This window comes from Planococcus beigongshangi, from assembly GCF_016820495.1.
Lineage (GTDB): Bacteria > Bacillota > Bacilli > Bacillales_A > Planococcaceae > Planococcus > Planococcus beigongshangi.
Genome location: NZ_JADHDU010000001.1, coordinates 778,867 through 799,752, shown reverse-complemented (window position 1 = coordinate 799,752; position 20,886 = coordinate 778,867). Strand labels below are relative to the sequence as shown.

Sequence of the window (20,886 nt, the reverse complement as noted above, 5' to 3'; positions counted from 1 at the left end):
GTTCTTACAGATATTCTTGATGGTATTCAAGACATTCCCACGCCGGATTGCTCTCCAGATAGTAAAGGACTTGCGCCATTTCTTTTTCAGCCATCTCTTTAGAAGAAGCGACGGTGACAAAAGCGATACGGGTGCGCTGCCAGACATTCTGATGGTCAATTTCGGCGGCGGAAACGTTGAATTTTTGTTTTGAACGGGTCAGCATGCTTTTAAGCACTGCCCTTTTTTCCTTCAATGAATGCGCAGATGGTATGAAAAATTCGCATTCCATGTAAAAGATCATTTCCGTTCGATTTCTTCCATTACATAGGCTTCGATGATGTCGCCTTCTTTGACATCATTGAAGTTCTTGATCGTGATACCACATTCGTAGCCTTTAGCCACTTCTTTGGCGTCATCTTTGAAGCGTTTCAATGTATCCAGTTCGCCTTCGAAAACGACAATTCCTTCGCGGATTACGCGAACGCTGCTGTCACGGGTGATCTTACCTTCCGTTACATAACTTCCGGCAATCGTGCCGACTTTGGATACTTTGAATGTGCTGCGGATTTCAGCCTGGCCAATAACTTTCTCCTCGAATTCAGGATCAAGCAAGCCTTTCATTGCAAATTCGATTTCTTCGATCACCTTGTAGATGATGCGGTGCAGACGGATATCCACGCCTTCAGCTTCTGCTGCGCGTTTGGCATTGGCATCCGGACGGACGTTGAATCCGATGACGATGGCATTGGATGCAGCAGCAAGGGAAATATCCGATTCTGTGATCGCTCCAGCGCCAGTGTGGATAATTTTCACATTCACGCCTTCTACGTCAATTTTCAGAAGTGAAGCAGCCATTGCCTCTACTGCCCCTTGAACGTCTGCTTTGACGATCAGGTTCAATTCCTTCATCTCGCCTTGTTTCAATTGGTCGAACAAGTTATCAAGTGTGACGCGTGTCTTCTCAGAACGCTGAACCTGCAGCGCTGAAGCAGCACGTGTTTCGCCCACTTGGCGGGCAGTCTTTTCATCTTCGAAGACGACAAAACGGTCGCCCGCCTGTGGTACATCATTCAAACCGGTAATTTCAACCGGCGTAGATGGACCCGCTTCTTTCACACGGCGGCCCACATCTGAAACCATTGCACGGACACGGCCGAATGTATTCCCCACAACGATCGGATCTCCGACATTCAACGTTCCGTCCTGGACAAGCAGAGTCGCTACTGAACCGCGGCCTTTATCAAGCTCCGCTTCAATAACAGTTCCGATTGCACGGCGGGCAGGGTTCGCCTTCAATTCGCCGACTTCAGACACAAGCAGGATCATTTCAAGCAATTGATCGATGCCTTCACCTTTCAAAGCTGAGATCGGTACGAAGATCGTATCGCCGCCCCATGCTTCAGGAACCAGTCCGTGCTCAGTCAATTCCTGCATCACGCGGTCTGGATTCGCACTTGGCTTATCCATTTTGTTGACTGCGATGATGATTGGAACTTCTGCAGCTTTCGCATGGTTGATCGCTTCTACAGTTTGCGGCATAACGCCGTCATCTGCAGCAACGACAATAATCGCCAAATCGGTCACTTTTGCACCGCGTGCACGCATTGTTGTAAACGCTGCGTGTCCAGGTGTATCAAGGAACGTGATTTTCTTGTCGCCTTCGACTACCTGATAGGCACCGATATGCTGAGTGATACCGCCGGCTTCGCCTGCAGTCACTTTCGTGTGGCGGATCGAATCCAGCAAAGTCGTTTTACCATGGTCGACGTGCCCCATGATCGTAACGACCGGTGGACGTTCTTCGTTCAATGTTTCATCTTCCGCTTCGAAGTAGATTTCCAGGTCGGATTTATCCACCAGGATTTCTTCTTCCACTTCAACTTCATATTCTGCGCAGATCAATTCGATCGCATCTTTATCAAGTTCCTGGTTAATGGTAGCCATTACACCAAGCATGAACAATTTTTTGATGATTTCTGATGGCTCGCGGCCCAATTTTTTCGCCAGTTCCCCTACTGTCAGAGATTCTGAGAAAGTGATTTTCGCCGGCAGCTCTTTTTCTTTTTTAGGCATTGGCGGCAGCGGATTTACTGGACGCTGCTGTTTGCCTTTATTGCGGTTGCGGTTTCCGCCGCCTGGACGGTTTGAATTACGCTGTCCCGGTCCTGCAGTCGGCTTCGCCGCTTTTGGTGTGAAGTTCGACCCTGTTTTGGCTGGTGCAGCCGGACGCTGACCGTTGCCCTGTGAACGGGATTGGCCCTGGCTAGGTGCTGCAGCCGGACGTGATCCGCTTTGAGCCGGACGGTTTTGACCTTGTCCTGCTGGACGCGATCCACCCTGTCCGCCTTGCGGGCGTGATTGTCCCTGCCCAGCTGGACGTGAGCCCTGCCCCTGCGGACGGTTTTGACCCTGGTTCTGTGGTCTTGACGGAGTACCAGTCGTTGAAGCGGATGAAGATTTCTTATAAATGCCATCCAATTTTGTAACAGCATTATCCTCAAGCGTCGACATATGGTTTGTAACGTCAATATTCATTTTAGTTAATTGCTGAATGATCTCTTTACTCGGTTTATCTACTTTTTTCGCGTATTCATGTACTCGAATTTTGGTCATCTGCTCACCCCCGGTTATATTCATCAAACAAGCTCATCAGTTTTTTGGCGAATCCAGCATCTGTGACTGCCATAACTACGCGCTCTTCTTTGCCGATTGCATGCCCGATTTCTGCACGCGTTCCAAATATCTGGATGTCAGCTCCATAATGGCTGCATTTATCCTGCAGCTTCTTGCTCGTATTTTCTGAAGCGTCTTCCGCGACGATCACCAATTTGGCATTGCCGCGGCGCACTTCATTGATCGTCAGTTCTTCTCCGGTAATCGTCATTCTCGCTCTTGTGGCAAGACCCAGGATTTGGAGAATCTGCTGTTTAGTATCCATATTACTTCAACTGCTCTCTTAGTACGACACGAAGCAATTCCTCATAAATTTCCTCAGGCACTTTCACTTCCAATTGGTTATCAAGCACCTTTTTCTTCTTGGCAGCTGCAATAGCTGCTTCGGATTTGGAAACGTATGCTCCGCGCCCTGATTTTTTGCCGGTCAGGTCGACACTTACTTCGCCTTCTTTGGACCGGACGATCCGGATCATTTCTTTTTTAGGATGCATCTCGCCTGTAGCTACACATTTCCTTAGTGGAATCTTCTTTTGCAGAGCCAACGGACATCACCTTATCTTTCTTATTCTTTTTCGTCGTAAAAATCAAAGTCATCCGTATCAACATCGGATTCCGTCAATTCGATATCCGCATCGGGATTCGGGTAGATGCCCATTTCACGGGCATCCGTTTCACTCTTGATATCGATTTTCCAGCCAGTCAATTTAGCAGCGAGACGCGCATTCTGGCCGCGTTTGCCGATCGCCAGGGATAATTGGTAATCAGGCACGACAACTGTTGTCGATTTATCGGCTTCATTGACCTGTACATCAAGCACTTTCGAAGGGCTGAGTGCATTGGCGACAAATACGACCGGTTCTTCAGACCATTCAACGATATCAATCTTTTCGCCGCTGAGTTCGTTGACGATCGTCTGCACGCGTGCACCTTTTGAACCGACACATGAACCAACAGGATCGATATCTTCACGATGAGCCATCACAGAGATTTTCGAACGGTCGCCGGCTTCGCGTGCGATCGATTTGATCTCAACGATGCCATCATAGATTTCCGGAACTTCAGTTTCAAACAAGCGGCGGAGTAAGCCCGGATGTGTTCTTGAAACAAAAACCTGAGGTCCGCGAGTCGTGCGTTCCACTTTGGTGATATAAACTTTAATTCGGTCATGAGGCTGATAAGACTCATTTGGCATCTGCTCTGTCTGCGGCAGAACCGCTTCCACTTTACCGAGGCCGACATATAGGTTGCGGGCATCCATCCGTTCAACAATCCCGTTGACGATATCATCAGCACGATCGACGAATTCTTCGAATACCATGCCCCGTTCAGCTTCACGGACACGCTGAGTGACAACTTGTTTTGCTGTCTGTGCCGCGATGCGTCCGAAATCACGAGGTGTAACTTCCTCTTCCACCACATCGCCGATTTCGTATGCAGGATTAATTGCATGCGCAGCTTCCAGGGAAATATGCAGACGGTCGTCCTCGACTTCCTCAACTACATCTTTGCGGGAATATACGAGCATTGTCCCCGTATCCAGGTTCAAATCTACACGCACATTTTGGGCCTGGTTAAAATTGCGTTTGTATGCTGTCACTAAAGCAGCTTCAATCGCTTCAATCAATACTTCTCTTGAAATCCCTTTTTGTTTTTCCAACACATGCAGCGCTTCCAGCAATTCACTGCCGTTGCTTTTGCCGGTATCTTTGCTTTTGCTCTTCGCCATTAAATATTCACTCCCAAGTTCTTCAATCAGGTTATGCTGAAAAATCAATTGCAAGACGGATTACAGCAATTTTCTGTCTCGGAATCACGATTGTTTTTCTGCGGGTTTTGATTTTGACTTCAATCTCAACTTCTTCATCATTATACGATTGTAAATAGCCTTCAAATTCTTTGGCGTCCAAAACCGGTTCATACGTTTTGATGTAAATGAATTTACTGATCGCATTTTCGAAATCTTTTTCTTTCTTCAACGGACGCTCTGCTCCCGGAGAAGAGACTTCAAGGAAATAATTCTGTTCAATCGGATCCAGCTCATCCAGTATCTCACTTAGACGTTCACTGACCATCGCGCATTGTTCAATGTCAATAGGCGCTTCCGGATTATCTACATACACACGTAAAAACCAGCTGCGGCCTTCTTTTACGAATTCCACATCGACCAGTTCCAGATTCAGCTCATCTGTGATGGGCTGTGCGATATTTTCAATTTGTTCTGTAATTTTGCTCATACATGCCTCCACCCAATTTTTCTGCTTTAACGGGCAGCAATCAAATCACTTCAATAAAGGTTGATCAACTGACCAAAAAAGCCCTATTTGTTCAACTGACATCCAGCAGGAATTACCCGTCGGCTGAAGTTTCACTTTACGTCATTACAAACAGAAAAGAGCGGGAGAACCCACTCTTCTGCGACAGAGCTATCAGTAAATGTTACTTCAATAATACCATGTTAGGCGTACCAGTGCAACCGGCTAGAACAGCGACAGCTGGTTGGCTTCGGGCATACCTTCAAGACACCCGTGATCATCCATGTATTCGATGATCGTTTTGGAAACGCGTCCGCGCTGCTGGAGATCTTCCTTGGACAGGAAAGTTCCTTGCTGGCGAGCCGCAACGATCGCTTTTGCTGCGTTCGTGCCGAGGCCAGGTATTGCATTGAATGGAGGAATCAGCGTCTTGCCGTCGATGACAAATTCATCAGCCTGTGATTTGTATAAGTCAACTTTCTGGAAAGCGAAGCCGCGCTCCGTCATTTCAAGTGCCAATTCCATGACCGTCAGCAGGTTCTTCTCCTTCGTGGAAGCGTCAAGCCCCTTGGCATTAATATCCGCGATCACTGAACGGATGGCATGGGAACCTTTAGCCATCGCATTGACATCGAAATCTTCCGCACGCACTGTGAAATAAGCTGCGTAATAAAGAATCGGGAAATGCACCTTGAAATAAGCGATCCTTACCGCCATCAATACATAGGCAGCCGCGTGGGCTTTAGGGAACATGTATTTGATCTTTTTGCAGGATTCGATATACCAATTCGGCACGCCCTGCTCTTTCATCGCTGCTTCGAATTCAGGTGTCAGCCCTTTACCTTTCCGCACCGCTTCCATGATTTTAAAAGCCATGGAAGATTCCAGTCCCTGGTAGATCAGGTAAACCATAATATCATCTCGGCAGCCGATTACATCAGACAGCTGGCATGTTCCGTTTTTGATCAATTCCTGGGCGTTGCTTAGCCAAACGTCCGTCCCGTGGGACAGTCCTGAAATCTGCACAAGCTCAGAGAATGTCGTCGGCTTCGTCTCTTCCAGCATCTGCCGGACGAAACGTGTGCCAAATTCCGGAATTCCATATGTGGCTGTTTTACAGCCGATCTGCTCTTCGGTAACTCCAAGTGATTCGGTTCCGGAGAAAATCTTCATCACTTCTGGATCATCCGTCGGAATCGTTTTCGGATCGATGCCTGACAGATCCTGGAGCATACGGATGACTGTCGGATCATCGTGGCCGAGAATATCAAGCTTCAACAGATTATCGTGGATCGAGTGAAAGTCGAAATGCGTCGTTTTCCATTCTGAATCCTGTGCATCAGCCGGAAACTGGATCGGTGAGAAATCATAGATGTCCATGTAATCAGGAACTACGATGATTCCCCCAGGATGCTGCCCGGTGCTCCGTTTTACACCCGTACACCCCTGAACCAGCCTGTCGATTTCCGCTCCACGAATCGTCATGTCCCGGTCATTGGCATAACCGCGCACATAGCCATAAGCTGTTTTCTCGGCAACGGTGCCGATTGTTCCTGCTCGGAAAACATTGTCTTCACCGAACAGTTCTTTCGTATAATTATGTGCTTTTGCCTGGTATTCACCACTGAAGTTCAAATCGATATCCGGTACTTTATCCCCTTTGAATCCGAGGAACGTTTCAAACGGAATATCCTGCCCTTCTTTTTTATAAGGCACATCACAATCCGGACAATTCTTATCTTCCAGGTCAAAACCTGAGCCCACTGAGCCATCATCGAAAAACTCGGATTTCCGGCATTTCGTGCAGATATAATGCGGAGGCAGCGGATTCACTTCTGTAATCTCCGTCAATGTCGCCACCAGTGAGGAACCGACAGAGCCCCGCGAACCAACCAGATAACCATCATCCAGCGATTTCTTAACAAGTTTGTGCGAAATGAGATAAATAACTGCAAAACCATGGCCGATTATCGATTTCAATTCTTTTTCGATGCGGGCTTCCACAATTTCCGGCAGCTCATCGCCGTAAATACTCCGAGCCATATTGTAGCTCAATTCCCTGACTTCCTCGTCTGCACCTTCTATTTTCGGTGTATAAAGGTCATCTTTGATCGGCTTCACTGTTTCAATCATATCCGCTATCTTGTTCGAGTTTTCAATCACGATTTTCCGGGCCATGTCTTCACCAAGGAATTCGAATTCGTCCAGCATTTCATTGGTGGTACGGAAATGGACTTTCGGCAGCTTCGTGCGGTTCAGCGGATTCGCACCGCCCTGTGAACCGATCAGCACCTGCCGGAAAATGGCATCGTTCTCATCGAGATAATGGACATTGCCGGTTGCAACCAAAGGTATATCTAGCTTTTTGCTGACCTTCACCAATTTCCGGATGATATCCTCCAGATTCCACTCATCCCGGATCAATTCGCGTTCGATCAAAGGTGCATATACATCTTTAGGGTGAACTTCTAGATAATCGTAGAACTGGGCTACGCGTTCCACTTCTTCCATCGACTTCTGCATCACGGCTTCGAAAAGTTCCCCTTTATCACAGCCGGATCCGACAAGCAGCCCTTCGCGGTGTTTCATGAGCAGTGAGCGCGGAATACGCGGCACGCGGTAGAAGTAATTGATATGGGAAGCCGATACCAGTTTGAACAGATTCTTCAGCCCGGCATCATTCTGTGCCAATAAAGTCACATGAGTCGGGCGGGCGCGTTTGTAGGCATCTCCTGCTCCTACGTACTGATTCAGCTCATCATGATAAAGGATCCCTTTTTGATGAGCTTCCTTCAGAAGATGTGTCATTAGGTAAGCAGTGGCTTCCGTGTCATAGATTGCACGGTGGTGCTGCGTCAGCTCGATTCCGAACTTTTTCGCCAACGTATTCAACCGGTGATTCTTCAGTTCCGGATGAAGCATACGTGCCAGTTCCAACGTATCCATGGTGGCATGCTTGGTATCGATTCCGAATTTCTTATAGGCGACATACAGGAAGCCCATATCGAATGAAGCATTATGGGCGACCATGATATGATCCCCTGCCCATGCATGGTAATTGCGGATCACTTCTTCCACTTCCGGCGCATCTTTCACCATGTCATCAGTGATGCCTGTCAGGTTTATCGTCGTATCTGACAGTGGATGATGCGGATTTGCAAAACTTTCGAATTTATCGATGATCTGCCCGCCCTTGATCTTAACAGCGGCGAGCTCGATGATCGTATCGTAGACAGCTGATAAGCCTGTCGTCTCTAAATCGAATACAACAAACGTCTCTTCTTCGAGCAGCGCGTGCCGTTCTTCAAATGCGATCGGCACCCCGTCATCGACCAAATTGGCTTCAAGACCAAATATTGCTTTGATGCCGTGTTTTTTACTCGCCGAGTAGGCGTCCGGGAATGATTGGACTCCGGCGTGATCCGTAATGGCGATTGCCGGATGGCCCCATTTCGCAGCCTGTCCGACAAGTGCATCGACTGAAGATACGGCATCCATCTGGCTCATTGGAGTGTGCAGATGCAATTCGACTCTTTTTTCAGAAGCTGTATCCTGGCGAAGCTGCGGTTTGACCTCTACCATATCATTTGCCATCATCACAAGATCACGCACGAACGTATCGGTCTGGATCGAACCACGCGCTTTCAGCCACATGCCTTTTTTAACGTTATTCATCAGTTCGGCATCTTCTTTATCACGCGAGAACATTTTTACTAGAATCGAATCCGTATAATCCGTGATTTTTACCGTCAATAAAGAACGTCCGCTGCGCAGTTCGCGAACTTCAGCATCAAAAACGAAGCCTTCAACCGTGATGCGGCGCTCTTCGTCAATGATTGAACGGATTTCAGCAATCGGCTCGTCCGCTTTGATGTTGGTGCCCATTTGGAATGGTCCGGCTGGTGCCCCGTTATCTTTGCGGTCGGTTTCACGTTTCTTCATGTCAGACAGAGCTCTTTTTGCCAGCTCTTCTTCTTCGGCAAGGCGTTCTGCCATGAATGCTTCATGGGCCGCCTGTTGATCTCCAGCGGCCAATTGGAAATCGATCGCTATCCGCGGAAAACCGAATTGCTGATAGACCTGTGCCAGCTTATCCGTGTATTTAGATTTCAATGCCATCATTTCATGTTCATGGCTGCAGCTGAGAATCAGCTTGCTTCCGCGCCACTGAGGTGCCTGATTCAATAGCCGTTCCCGGAGAGGCGGCGCCATATCTGCAAGTTCTTCGACTGCATAGCGCCAATAGGCAGCGATCAACTCCGGGTCCGGCTGATCGTCATCGGTGACTATCGTCAACTGGACAGCAGCAATCGGTGAAAAAGTGGTATGCAGCCGCTCCTTCAATAACAGAAACAGCTGTAAAGGCAATATTTTTGAAAGTTTGACCGTAAAGCGCCACGCTCGCTCTTTTTTATGGACGGTCATCCGGGTCAATTCAGCCTCTTCGAAAAAAGGCATATGTACGTCATCCGTCAGATCGAGATGCTGGAGCAGCAGCTTCAACCGTGTTCTGGGATCCTGCTGAATTGTCATAACTATCTCCTTCACTAATGTAATAAAACCGGCGGCAGCCGGATATTGTGCAATTTAAGAAATGCCTGCTGATGATTTCCAGCCATTCGGCAGATAAGAAAAAGAAAGGAAAGCACACATTGTGCTTTCCTTTCATCATATCAGATTTTGGGCTCAGTTTTGAAAAACCTGCTCCAATTGTTCAAGTAATTCTTCCTGCTTCCACTCGAACGTTTCCCCTGTACTGCGGATTTTCACTTCAAGAATCCCGTCGGCAGCTTTCTTGCCGACAGTGATGCGAACCGGCAAGCCGATCAGATCTGCATCAGCAAATTTAACTCCTGCACGTTCATTGCGGTCATCCATCAGCACTTCAAAACGTTTCGATTTAAGCAAAGTATAAATTTCAGCGGCAGTTTCTCGCTGCACGTCATCTTTCATGTTCACCGGCACCACATGGACATCATAGGGTGCAGCTACAGCCGGCCACGTAAAGCCGTCGTCATCATTGAATTGTTCTGCGACCGCAGCAACTACACGGGATACACCAATGCCATAACATCCCATGATATAAGGGACTGCACGTCCCTGATCGTTCAGGATCGTCGCTTTCATATCTTCACTGTAACGGGTTCCCAGTTTGAAAATATGGCCGACTTCAATTCCTTCGGCAAAACGGATCGTCCCCTGGCCATCTGGTGAAGGATCTCCTTCTTTGATGAAACGGAGATCAGCATATTTTTCCACCTGGAAGTCCTGTTCAGGCGTCACATTCTTATAATGATAACCAGGCTCGTTAGCGCCAGCGATTCCATTGACGATCGTTTTGACAGCATTGTCAGCTATTACTCGGATATTCTCCGGCAAAGCGACTGGACCGATCGAGCCGATTTCACAGCCGATCAATTCCTTCACTTCTTCGGGTGTAGCCATCTCGACGACTTTTGCATCTGTTGCGTGTTTGACTTTTACATCATTCACTTCATGATCGCCTCGGGACAAGACAACGACAAATTCTTCGTCAGCTTTAAAGACAAGTGTCTTGATGCAGTTTTCAGCATCCGTTCCGAAGAATTCAGCCACTTCGGCAATCTTCTTCTGATCCGGCGTTTCCACTTTCTCCATTTCTTCCGCTGTTATATCCGGCACGGAATACTCGATATTGACCTGTGCCATTTCAATGTTCGCCGCATAGGACGAAGTATCGGAATAAGCGATCGTATCTTCCCCGATGTCAGACAGCACCATGAATTCATGGTTGTCTTTACCGCCGATCGCTCCAGAATCCGCAATGACCATGCGGAAATCAAGGCCGAGGCGCGTAAAGATATTTTTATATGCCTGCATCATGACGTCATAAGTTTCATCCAGGCTCTCAGTTGTAGAATGGAACGAATAGGCATCCTTCATCAGGAATTCGCGTCCGCGAAGCAAGCCGAAACGCGGACGTTTCTCATCGCGGAATTTTGATTGGATCTGATAAAGGTTCAAAGGCAATTTCTTATACGATTTGATCTCATCGCGCAAAAGATCCGTTATCACTTCTTCATGGGTTGCACCCAGGGCAAATTCACGGCCGTTGCGGTCTTTCAATCTCATCAGTTCATCGCCGTATGAATACCAGCGGCCAGTCTCCTGCCAAAGTTCCGCCTGCTGCATTGCCGGAAGGAACACTTCCACGCTGCCTGCATTCTCCATTTCTTCACGGATGATTTTTTCCACTTTATCAAGCACGCGCTTGCCCAGTGGAAGGAACGAATAGATTCCGCTCGTATTCTGACGGATAAACCCGGCACGGAGCAATAATTGATGTGATTTGACTTCTGCATCTGCAGGAGTTTCACGTAAAGTCGGGATAAAAGTTGCTGATTGTTTCATTCCAAAATACACCTCAACTGACTGATTATTTTATTGCTTATATTTTTTAAAAATGGGCGATAAAGAATATCGCATGATTATGCCGCTTCGTCGCTTTGGACTCAGCTCCCGCAATAAGCCGAGAAGATCACTCGTCTTATTGCTCCGCTCTGTCCGGCCGCGCTCCTTCGCTAGGGTCCACTTCTTAACATGGAGCAAAACAGCGAAGACCCCAGTTGAAGGAGCGTAGTGCTGATAATCACTCGGACGATGGTCCGAGTTTGCTTAGCGTATACCGACAAGAAAGCGAAGCTCCCTTGAGGAAAACCGGTTAATTAAACCATCGAGTGACTTTCTTCTAAATTATCAGAAGAAAAACTTCTGTATATCATTCCACGTAACGACGATCATCAGAAGCATGAGCAGCATGATGCCGACGAAATGGACCATGCCTTCCTTCTGACGGTCGACCGGTTTTCCTCTTAATGCTTCAAGCACAAAGAACATCAGACGGCCTCCGTCAAGTGCCGGCAGCGGCAATAAGTTCATGATACCGAGATTGATGCTCAGCATACCGGCCCAGCTCATCAAGGTGAAGATGCCGTATTGCGCAACTTGCTCCGTGGTTTTATAAATGCCGACCGGACCGGATAATGCGTCAATGGTAAACTGGCCTGTCACCAGCATGCCGAGGAGGCGGAAAATTTCCTTGAACCAGAATACCGTCTGTTCAGCACCGTATGCGAAAGACCCGAAGAAATCTTTTTCTGTCGGACTGTTGTAAAGGACACCGATGACGCCGATATTTCCTTGTTCCTGTTCCAGAAGCTCCGGAGTAATCGTGAATTCAATCGGTTCTCCGTCACGGTCTACACGGAAGTCGAGCGGAGTGCCCGCTTCATCCTGAACTGATTCCACCAGATCGTTCCAAGTGGTGATGGTTTTCCCTTCGACTTCAGTGACCAAGTCACCAGCCTGCATCCCGGCTTCCTGCGCCGGACTGTCATCCGTCACTTCAGCGATGACCGGTTCATTGGTCGGTACACCCTGAAGCAGACCGATCGCTGTGAAAATGAAAAAGGCGAGGATGAAGTTGAATAATGGCCCCGCAAAAATCGTCATGAAACGGTGGCCGAGGCTCTTCGAATCGAATTGGCGGTCGAATGGTGCCAATACCGTTTCCGTGCCATTCTCTTCTATGACAGCATTTCTCGCCACTTCCAGGCGAACGAATTGATCTTCTTCATCGTAGCCTTTAATATAGAGGGCTTTTTCCAGATCCGCTTCTTCGACTTCAAGAAACATGATATCCGGATACATCGTTTTTTGATTTAAAATGATTTTTTGTGCCTGGCCTTCATCGTTCAGCAATACACCGATGCGATGCCCTGCCTGAATAACGATCCTGTCCAGATCTTCACCGGCCATCCGCACATACCCGCCGATCGGCAGCAAACGGATCGTATAAAGTGTTTCCCCTTTTGTTATGGCAAGAATTTTCGGCCCCATACCGATGGCAAATTCACGCACGAGGATTCCTGCACGTTTAGCGAACAGAAAGTGACCCAATTCATGAAAAAATACTAAAGCGCCGAAAATTATGATAAACGATATGACTGTTTCCATCTGAACCCATCCTTATAAACCTTTTCGGTTTTAATCTTTAGTTATTTTAGCATGTTTTGAACTGCTTTTCTTGTTTCAGAATCGACCTGGAGAATCGTTTCCAAGTCCGGGGATGCGATCGGGTTATGCGCCATCATCGCCCGTTCGATCAGTTCTTCGATCTGCAGGAACTTGATCTCTTTCTTCAGGAACATCGCTACGGCCTGTTCATTCGCTGCATTCAAGACAGTCGTCATCGTGCCGCCTGTACGGCCGGCATCAAATGCCAATTGCAAAGCATGGAAGCGTTCGTAATCCATCGGCTGAAAATGCAATTTACCAATTTCCGCCAGATTCAGCCGTTTGGCATTCGGCCGCTCCAGGCGGTCCGGATACGTGAGTGCATATTGGATCGGCACCCGCATATCCGGAGTACCCAGCTGCGCCATCACACTTGTATCTCGGAATTCGACCATCGAATGGATGATGCTTTCACGATGCAGCAGCACTTCAATATCATCGTAGCCAAAATTGAACAGAACATTCGCTTCGATGACTTCGAGCCCCTTATTGACCATCGTCGCAGAATCGATTGTGATTTTTGCGCCCATTGACCAGTTCGGATGATTCAATGCTTCTTCAACTGTGACGTTTTTAAGATCGGCTCTCGTCGAATCACGGAAGCTCCCGCCTGAAGCGGTAAGGATCAGTTTTGTCGCCTGCTCGATCTTTTCACCGTTCAAGGATTGGAACAAGGCGGAATGCTCACTGTCGACTGGCAATATCGCAGCACCGTAACGCTTCGCACTTTCCATCACGAGATGTCCTGCCGTCACCAGCGTCTCTTTATTGGCAATAGCGATTGTGCGTCCAAGTTTGATCGCTTCGAGCGTCGGCTCCAGCCCTACGCTGCCAGTGACCGCATTTACAAGGACATCTGCGTCGTAAACTGCCGTTTCAATCAATCCTTCATTGCCGGAGACGAAAGCTGTCTGCGGAAACTCGCCACGAAGGGTTCCAGCGTCCTGTTCACTTTGCATACAAACGATTTCAGGTTTGAATTCCTTGATGAATTCTTTTGCCAATTCAATATTGCGGCCCGCTGAAAAACCCGTCAATGTAAATTGTTCAGGGTGCTCACGGATAATATCCGCAGTCTGGACACCGATCGATCCGGTCGCCCCTAGTAAAATGATTTTTTTAGACATTCAGGATGTCCTCCTCAGATGAAATGTAAGAAATGAAGCAGCGGCATCACGAAAAGAATACTGTCGAAACGGTCAAGTATACCGCCATGTCCCGGCAGTACATTTCCGGAATCCTTTACGTTGAAATGCCGCTTTAACGCAGATTCCACCAAATCCCCCATCTGCCCGAATATCGATGCGATAATGGTCACGATGATGAGGATATAGACAGGATGGCCGAGATCCACGAAATAATTGAATACCAGCGCTACTGCGATCGCATAAACGATGCCGCCGATAAAGCCTTCCACGGTTTTATTCGGAGAGATTTCCGGCCAGAGCTTCCGCTTGCCGAATTTTCTTCCCGTAAAATAAGCGCCTGAATCAGTAAACCATACGACCAGGAGTGCATATATCAGAAAAGCAAGACTGGCTTCCCTAGTTTCAATCAGGAAAAGGAAACCCATTCCTACATATAATGTGCCGAGTATCGCAAATGCGGCATCATCAAATGTAAAGCTGTTCTTAACAACTACAGTATGTATTAACAGCAGGATAACTGCGATAAATGCAATTTCCACTTTTGTATAGCCTGTCCATTCTAAAATCTGCTGTGCCCATTCATGAGGCATCATGAATGCATAGAGGGCCAAAAGAGAAATAAGGCCGGGAACACTCCAAAGTGTGCGGCCTTTCATCTTCAATAATTCCTGCAGTCCAATCGTTCCTAATATGAACACTAAAATTGTAAATGGAGCATCACCGTAAATGACGAATGGAATAAACAGGGCAAATGCGATCGCTCCTGTAATGATACGCTGTTTCACTGTGCTTCTTCCCCTTTCAATCCTCCAAAGCGGCGATTTCGTTTCTGATAATTCTCAATCGCAGCCATTAAAGAATCTTCGTTGAAATCCGGCCACAATGTCTCAGTGAACCAAAATTCTGTATATGCCAGCTGCCAAAGCATGAAGTTGCTCAAACGCACTTCTCCACTGGTCCGGATCAATAAATCAGGTTCCGGCAATGATTTTGTCATGAGCCCGGAATTGATATGTTCTTCTGTAATATCTTCAGGTTTCAATGTGCCGGCAGCCACTTGTGCAGCAAGCTCTTTCACCGAATCAACAATTTCAGCCCGACTGCCGTAGTTCAGCGCAAAATTCAAGATTAATCCAGTATTGTCTTTTGTCGCTTCCTTGGCTTTCGAGATTGCCCGCAGTGTATGGGCAGGAAGATTCGTATGGTCTCCCATCATTTCCACTTTGACATTTTCAGCCACTAATTCCGGCAGAAATGTGGAAAGGAATTCTTCCGGCAAACGCATCAGGAAATCCACTTCCATTTTGGGACGTTTCCAATTTTCTGTGGAAAATGCATATAAAGTCAATACGTTAACGCCAAGGCTATTTGCTAAACGTGTAATTTTGCGCACAGTTTTCATGCCCTCATGATGTCCGGCAACACGCGGCAGCGAACGTTTTTTCGCCCAGCGTCCATTGCCATCCATAATAATGGCGATGTGTGAAGGAATGATTCCATCACGGACTATCGAGAGGCGTTCCAAATCGCCAATCACCGTTTCCGTATTTCTTTTTAATAATTTATTTATCATAACTAATCCTCCACCTATTACAAATCGGCATGTCTATCCCTTATCATAACAAAAAAACCGCTATCGTGCCCTATCTTTCTCCCCGGTTGTTTGAAATGAAAAGGCGCCCTGCTATACAGGACGCCTGAAAATTTATGAAGTTCGTTTATCCCGTATTAATGGCCAGTAAATTTCCGGCTTTTTCGAGCAGAAAATTTACTGACCCTAAAAACCCGATTGGATCAACTAACATTCAGCAGGGATGAAACCCCTGCTGAATGAAGTTTCTCCTTATACTTCCAAAATTTCTTTTTCTTTGTCTTTTGCAAGTTCATCGATTTTAGCGATATTATTATCTGTCAACTTTTGGATATCATCAGAATAACTACGCAGATCATCTTCAGTTATTTCACTTTTCTTTTCAAGCTTCTTGAATTCGTCGTTAGCATCACGGCGGATATTACGGATATTCACTTTAGCAGCTTCCGCTTCTTTTTTAACTTCTTTGACAAGGTCCTTACGGCGTTCTTCAGTTAAAGCTGGTACCGCCAGTCGAATGACTGACCCATCATTTGAAGGATTCAATCCAATATCGGATTTCAGAATCGCTTTTTCGATGTCGCCCAGCACTGTTTTATCGTAAGGCTGGATCAGGATCATACGTGCTTCCGGTACAGAAATTCCTGCCACCTGGTTGACAGGGGTAGGAGCGCCGTAATAATCGATTGTCAGTCTGTCCAAAATGGACGGAGTGGCGCGGCCAGCGCGAATTGTTGAAAGTTCGCGGGAATAGGCCTGGATTGCGTTTGTCATTTTCTCAGTGGTTTCGTTCATCACAGATTTCGGCATTATATGTCTCTCCTCACAACTGTTCCGATTTTTTCACCTTGAACAGCACGTTTGATATTTCCGTTTTCCATAATAGAGAATACTACGAGTGGGATATCATTGTCCATACATAGTGTGGAAGCCGTAGAATCCATTACCTGCAATCCTTGCTGGATAACTTCGAAATAAGACAGCTCATCGTATTTGATGGCTGATGCATCCGTTTTCGGATCGGCAGAATAAACACCATCAACATTGTTTTTCGCCATCAGGATTACATCCGCTTCAATTTCGGCTGCCCGAAGAGCTGCTGTCGTATCTGTCGAGAAGTACGGATTGCCGGTGCCTGCCGCAAAAATTACCACACGTTTCTTTTCAAGGTGGCGGATTGCACGTCTGCGGATATAGGGTTCAGCAACCTGGCGCATTTCAATAGAAGAAAGTACACGGGTTTCAACGCCCTGCTTTTCAAGTGAATCCTGCAAAGCCAATGAATTCATGACTGTAGCAAGCATTCCCATATAATCGGCAGTTGCGCGGTCCATGCCCATTTCAGAACCGACCTTGCCTCTCCAAATGTTGCCTCCGCCGACAACTACGGCCACTTCGACGTCTAAATCGACAACTTCTTTAACTTGAGCGGCTACAGATTTGATGATTTCAGGGGATAACCCGAAACCTTGTCCGCCTGCCATCGCTTCTCCACTAAGTTTTAATACAATGCGTTTATACTGCTGAACACTCATCGGTACCCTCCATTTTAACTAGTTATTATAAGAAAAGCGCAAGCGCCCGTTATGCTCCGAAAGGCATAAGACAGACCAGCGAAGTGGCGGTCTCTGTCACGCAGACTTGAAAAGCGAAAACGGCCGTTCAGCTCCGGCAGGCTTAAGATGAACTTCCGAAGTGGCGTACTTTGCCGCAAAGGAAGGACAGCTTAAGTCCGAGGAGTTGGCCGTTGGAGTCTGGACACTGGGTTGGCTTATGACCCGAGGAGCAGGGCCGCTGGAGTCTGGACAAAAATCCGCTCCGTCTAAAACTTGCTCACATATAAAAATGTTTAGTTGCTTATCTTTAAAAATAGGGAACACCTTTCAGTGTTCCCCAAGGTCAAGCTATGAAAATAAAATTATTTTTTGTTTACTTGGCTCATTACTTCATCAGCAAAGTTATCTTCACGTTTCTCGATACCTTCTCCAACTTCGTAACGGATGAATTCTTTCACGCTGCCGCCAGTTGATGCTGCGAAATCGCGGACTTTTTGATCTGAGTTCTTAACAAACGCCTGGTCAAGCAAGCAGATGTCTTCGAAGTATTTACCAAGGCGGCCTTCAACCATTTTAGCAACGATTTTTTCAGGCTTGCCTTCGTTCAATGCTTGCTCAGTCAAGATTTTACGCTCTTTTTCCACTTCTTCAGCAGAAACTTCATCACGTGAAATGTATTTAGGGTTCAAAGCAGCGATGTGCATAGAGATATCACGAGCAGCGTCTGAATCCGTTGAGTTTTCAAGCACTGTCAATACTGAGATGCGGCCACCCATGTGAAGGTAAGGACCGAAAGCGTCAGCGTCAGATTTCGTGCGGATCTCAAAGCGGCGCAAAGTGATCTTTTCACCGATCTTCGCGATTGCGTTTGAAATGTGATCTGCAACAGAAAGTCCGTTAGACATTGTAGAAGCAGTCGCTTCTTCGATTGTAGCCGGTTTAGTGGCCAATAAGTGATCACCCAACTCCGTTACAAGCGTTTGGAAACCAGTGTTTTTCGCTACGAAATCAGTTTCAGCGTTCACTTCGAAAATTACTGCATCATTACCTTCAACTTTGATTGAAGTGATTCCTTCAGCAGCAATGCGGTCCGCTTTTTTAGAAGCGCTTGAAAGACCTTTTTCACGCAGGAAATCCAGTGCCGCTTCCATATCGCCGTCTGTCTGTACAAGTGCTTTTTTGCAGTCCATCATACCTGCACCAGTTTTTTCACGCAATTCTTTTACCATTTGAGCTGTAACTGCCATGATTAAATTCCTCCTTAGGATATACGTTTTCTCAAAAAAAGGTGATAAGAGGGTTTGGCCGCTTATCACCTGTGGTTCATTGTGAATTACTCAGCAGCTTCAGCTGGAGTTTCTTCTTCTTCTTCCGGTTTAGACTCAAGCAAAGCATCAGCCATTTTACCAGTCAAAAGTTTTACTGCGCGGATTGCATCATCGTTTGCAGGAATTACATAATCGATTTCATCCGGATCACAGTTCGTATCAACGATACCAACGATCGGAATGTTCAATTTCATAGCTTCTGCTACCGCAATGCGTTCTTTGCGAGGGTCAACTACGAACATAACATCCGGCAGACCGTTCATATCACGAATACCGCCAAGGAATTTAACAAGACGATCGTGTTCTTTATTCAATTGAACAACTTCTTTTTTCGGCAGAACTTCGAAAGTTCCATCTTCAGCCATGCGCTCGATCTGTTTCATGCGATTCACACGTTTTTGGATTGTACCGAAGTTAGTAAGTGTTCCACCCAACCAGCGTTGGTTGATGTAGTAGTTGCCAGAACGTTCTGCTTCTTCTTTGATCGCGTCCTGAGCTTGTTTTTTCGTACCAACGAATAGCACTTTACCGCCTTCTTCGCCCACTTGTTTCATGAAGCTGTAAGCCTCTTCCAATTTGCGGACTGTTTTTTGAAGGTCGATGATGTAGATGCCGTTACGCTCAACGAAAATATATTTTTTCATTTTCGGGTTCCAACGGCGAGTCTGGTGACCAAAGTGTACACCAGCTTCAAGCAATTGTTTCATAGAAATTACTGACATGTGTGTTTCCTCCTGATAGGTTATTTTTTCCCTCCGCATCCTTCATCTCTGAACCGTCACCTCAAAGGGCACCTGCGGAACAAATCCGAATGCGTGTGTATTTAACACCATTTGAAATTATACCACGGTACTGTTCCATTACGCAACAAGTTTCTCCTGGAAATAAAAACTATACAAGTTGTACTAGAGGTATAACAGAAATATCGCTTCGGCGCTTTGGACAGTGCAAAGATTGTGCGCCACCGCTGCGCTCGTCGCAAAGGCCACGCCACCTATGTTTGGCGTACCTTGGTTCCCACAATAAGCCGAGAAGACCACTCGTCTTATTGCTCCACCCGGTCCTGAGCCGCGCCTTTGCTTAGATCCACTTCTGGAATTGAAATGAAGCAGCAAAGACTCCCTACTGTCTTAGCGTAGCGCCCGGCACCCCCTCGGACGAAGGTCCGAGTTCGCTTATGGAAACTACTTCAGCTCTTGAAGGATTTCTATGATATGGAGTAAAACAGCGCAGAAAACCGTACTGCTCCACCAGCGCTTTGCGCTTCGTCGCAAAAGTTCGACCGAATGTGGTTCGGTCGAACTCTTCCTGCGGCTTAGCGACACGACCGATACACCACAGGGAGCGTAGCGGACGAGGAGGATTGGGAGGGAGCCCGCTGGAAAGCGAAGCTGTTTTATGGAATATCATCTTCACAAGTCAACTATTTTTTGTACATAAAAAAACACCGGATAAAATATCCGGTGCCTTCCGAAACGGTCTTAGTTCATTTTCAATTGCTCAAGCTCAGCAAGGAATTTCGTGTTAAGAACTTTGATGTAAGTCCCTTTCATCCCAAGTGAACGTGATTCGATGACGCCGGCACTTTCAAGTTTGCGAAGTGCGTTGACGATTACTGAACGAGTGATTCCTACACGGTCAGCGATTTTTGAAGCGACAAGCAAACCTTCGTTGCCGTCCAGTTCTTCGAAGATATGTTCAATTGCTTCAAGCTCACTGTATGAAAGTGAAGAAATCGCCATTTGTACGACAGCTTTGCTGCGTGCTTCTTCTTCGATGCGGTCGCCTTTTTCACGCAGGATTTCCATCCCGACAACTGTTGCACCGTATTCACCAAGAATCAGATCGTCATCCTGGAATTGTGCATCAACACGTCCAAGAAGCAGCGTACCGAGGCGCTCACCGCCGCCGATGATCGGAACGATCGTCGTCAAACCGTTTTTGAACAATTCACGTTCTTCAACCGGGAAGATCGTATGCTCACTGTTGACGTCCAGGTTTTCTGTCGTTTCAGTAATATTTGAAAGGTTTTGTGTATATTCGATCGGGAATTGGCGTTCCTCAAGCATACCTTTCATGCGTTCGTTTTCGATTTGCTGGTTGATGGCATAGCCAAGGACCTTACCTTTACGGCTGACAACGAATGCATTACATTCGATGACTTCACTTAAAGTTTCTGCCATGTCCTTGAAGTTTACCGGTTTACCTGCTGCTGCTTGCAGCATTGAGTTAATTCGTCTTGTTTTTCCTAATAAATTCATATGAATGAACCTCCTACATAATTCGTACCGTATTTAT

Annotated in this window: 17 protein-coding genes; all 17 read right to left on the bottom strand. The window is 46.9% G+C overall.

The window, feature by feature from the left end; genetic code table 11:
• Nucleotides 1-4: 4 nt before the first annotated feature.
• Nucleotides 5-283, bottom strand: coding sequence for a DUF503 domain-containing protein (locus IQ294_RS03775; protein WP_203332660.1), 279 nt, complete (start codon nt 281-283; stop codon nt 5-7).
• Nucleotides 280-2,595 (bottom strand): translation initiation factor IF-2, encoded by a 2,316-nt coding sequence (infB, locus tag IQ294_RS03770; protein WP_203332659.1) that lies wholly within the window; start codon nt 2,593-2,595, stop codon nt 280-282. Before infB ends, IQ294_RS03775 begins: the two co-directional genes overlap by 4 nt.
• Nucleotides 2,596-2,599: 4 nt before the next feature.
• Entirely contained in the window at nt 2,600-2,920 is a 321-nt protein-coding gene (locus tag IQ294_RS03765) for a YlxQ family RNA-binding protein (RefSeq protein ID WP_203332658.1), read from the bottom strand.
• 1 nt (nt 2,921) lies between these two features.
• Complete coding sequence (gene rnpM / locus IQ294_RS03760) at nt 2,922-3,200, bottom strand: RNase P modulator RnpM (protein WP_112222790.1); 279 nt, start codon at nt 3,198-3,200, stop codon at nt 2,922-2,924.
• 20 nt (nt 3,201-3,220) lie between these two features.
• Nucleotides 3,221-4,384 (bottom strand): transcription termination factor NusA, encoded by a 1,164-nt coding sequence (gene nusA / locus IQ294_RS03755; protein WP_203332657.1) that lies wholly within the window; start codon nt 4,382-4,384, stop codon nt 3,221-3,223.
• A 31-nt stretch (nt 4,385-4,415) separates the two neighbouring features.
• A complete protein-coding gene (rimP, locus tag IQ294_RS03750; RefSeq protein ID WP_203332656.1) occupies nt 4,416-4,892 on the bottom strand; it encodes a ribosome maturation factor RimP in 477 nt (158 codons plus the stop codon).
• Nucleotides 4,893-5,135: 243 nt separating this feature from the next.
• Nucleotides 5,136-9,443, bottom strand: coding sequence for a PolC-type DNA polymerase III (locus IQ294_RS03745; protein ID WP_203332655.1), 4,308 nt, complete (start codon nt 9,441-9,443; stop codon nt 5,136-5,138).
• Nucleotides 9,444-9,596: 153 nt separating this feature from the next.
• Nucleotides 9,597-11,300 carry a proline--tRNA ligase gene (locus IQ294_RS03740; protein ID WP_203332654.1) on the bottom strand — a complete coding sequence of 568 codons (1,704 nt, stop codon included), beginning with the start codon at nt 11,298-11,300 and terminating at the stop codon, nt 9,597-9,599.
• A gap of 345 nt (nt 11,301-11,645) precedes the next feature.
• Nucleotides 11,646-12,905, bottom strand: coding sequence for an RIP metalloprotease RseP (rseP, locus tag IQ294_RS03735; RefSeq protein WP_203332653.1), 1,260 nt, complete (start codon nt 12,903-12,905; stop codon nt 11,646-11,648).
• A 41-nt stretch (nt 12,906-12,946) separates the two neighbouring features.
• Complete coding sequence (gene dxr, locus IQ294_RS03730; RefSeq protein WP_203332652.1) at nt 12,947-14,092, bottom strand: 1-deoxy-D-xylulose-5-phosphate reductoisomerase; 1,146 nt, start codon at nt 14,090-14,092, stop codon at nt 12,947-12,949.
• 14 nt (nt 14,093-14,106) lie between these two features.
• Complete coding sequence (locus IQ294_RS03725) at nt 14,107-14,898, bottom strand: phosphatidate cytidylyltransferase (protein WP_203332651.1); 792 nt, start codon at nt 14,896-14,898, stop codon at nt 14,107-14,109.
• Nucleotides 14,895-15,686: an undecaprenyl pyrophosphate synthase gene (uppS, locus tag IQ294_RS03720; RefSeq protein ID WP_203332650.1), complete on the bottom strand. Its 792-nt coding sequence runs from the start codon at nt 15,684-15,686 to the stop codon at nt 14,895-14,897. The genes IQ294_RS03725 and uppS overlap by 4 nt, the downstream gene beginning before the upstream one ends.
• A 270-nt stretch (nt 15,687-15,956) precedes the next feature.
• Nucleotides 15,957-16,514, bottom strand: a complete 558-nt coding sequence (frr, locus tag IQ294_RS03715; RefSeq protein ID WP_203332649.1) for a ribosome recycling factor — start codon at nt 16,512-16,514, stop codon at nt 15,957-15,959.
• Nucleotides 16,514-17,239: a UMP kinase gene (gene pyrH, locus IQ294_RS03710; RefSeq protein ID WP_203332648.1), complete on the bottom strand. Its 726-nt coding sequence runs from the start codon at nt 17,237-17,239 to the stop codon at nt 16,514-16,516. The genes frr and pyrH overlap by 1 nt, the downstream gene beginning before the upstream one ends.
• Nucleotides 17,240-17,622: 383 nt before the next feature.
• Complete coding sequence (tsf, locus tag IQ294_RS03705; RefSeq protein ID WP_203332647.1) at nt 17,623-18,507, bottom strand: translation elongation factor Ts; 885 nt, start codon at nt 18,505-18,507, stop codon at nt 17,623-17,625.
• A gap of 86 nt (nt 18,508-18,593) precedes the next feature.
• Nucleotides 18,594-19,310, bottom strand: coding sequence for a 30S ribosomal protein S2 (gene rpsB, locus IQ294_RS03700; protein ID WP_033542065.1), 717 nt, complete (start codon nt 19,308-19,310; stop codon nt 18,594-18,596).
• Nucleotides 19,311-20,069: 759 nt separating this feature from the next.
• Entirely contained in the window at nt 20,070-20,849 is a 780-nt protein-coding gene (gene codY, locus IQ294_RS03695) for a GTP-sensing pleiotropic transcriptional regulator CodY (protein ID WP_203332646.1), read from the bottom strand.
• Nucleotides 20,850-20,886 lie beyond the last annotated feature (37 nt).